1 protein-coding gene is annotated in these 1,053 nt (G+C 55.3%); it reads right to left on the bottom strand.

Features of this window, described 5'->3' with window-relative positions; genetic code table 11:
* Positions 1-46: 46 nt before the first annotated feature.
* Positions 47-1,053, bottom strand: a 1,007-nt coding sequence (locus NW839_RS12055) for an iron uptake porin (RefSeq protein WP_414380674.1), incomplete at its 5' end; no start/stop codon positions are given.

The raw sequence follows: 1,053 nt of genomic DNA, 5'->3' as shown, positions 1-1,053 counted from the left end.
GGATCCCTACTTAGCAACTTGGATGTCAGCGCAGGGATTTTAAGAACTAGAAAGTAAACACAGCTCGCAAAGCCCCCACGCCAATGGTTGGGTCGTTGTCTCCGGGTCTGCCGCCATTGGGGTTGCTCACAAAGTAGGCAGCAGGCGTTAGAGTAATGTACTCGTTGACCGGGAAGCTGTAGTAGACGTCCACAACGAAGGGGCGAGTATCCCACACTCCATCGTTGTCGGCAGTCACAATTGGCTGGCCAAACACAATACCACCTTTGGCACCCTCCACGAAGAGGTCGGGGAAAACAAAGCCAAGGAGGAAACCGTTAAAGTCTTCCTCTCCCGGATCAACAGTACCAGCCGGTACCACATTGGGCAGGTTGTAATCCACATTGCCAGCCGTAAACCAGCCAGACAAGGTAATGCGAGGGCTGATCTCCCAGTTGGCTGCGAACGTAAAAGCATTCACCCGTGCAGAGACATCTACCCGAGTTCCTCTTACCGGTCCACGGAAGAGACTTTTACCCGTGGCCAGGAAGGTGGGGCCGTCGTTCGCCTGCTGCAGGTAGGTGGAAGCAAATTGGAGGTAGAACTCCAGACCCTTTGTCGGCAAGAAGCCCAGCTCAACGACGTGGGCGCTATCATCACCTGTCAAGCCACTGTCGCCAAAGCCTCTCCCCAAGGCTTGCCCTCTTCTGGTGCTGTAGGCATAGGACAGACGAAACTGGTCACTCAGGCGATAGCGGAAGCCAAATAGGGTTCCGCTGGGCACATCTGCCGTAGAGTTGGGAGCATCGGCAAAGTCCGACAGAGCATCAAAGGGCGTGCTGTACTGCAGAACGCTAGACACCCCTGTACCTGTAATACCTGTGTAGATGGTAGCAGCGCGGTCGAAAGCAGGGAATTGATAAACCAGCTGGGCAAGGGTGAAGGTACCACCCGCACCCCCCTGGAAGCCAACACCTGGGTCACCCTCAAAGAAGGTGGTTACCGCATCGCGAGCTTGGAGACGAATGCGCAGGCGATCGCGACCCACAAAAGAAGCATCGAAGTTCAAGCGTA

The organism is Synechococcus sp. R5-15 (genome assembly GCF_047462035.1).
Classification (GTDB): Bacteria; Cyanobacteriota; Cyanobacteriia; order Thermostichales; family Thermostichaceae; genus Thermostichus.
Note: the sequence above shows the minus strand (reverse complement) of the source record. Positions and strands in the feature narration are given on the sequence as shown.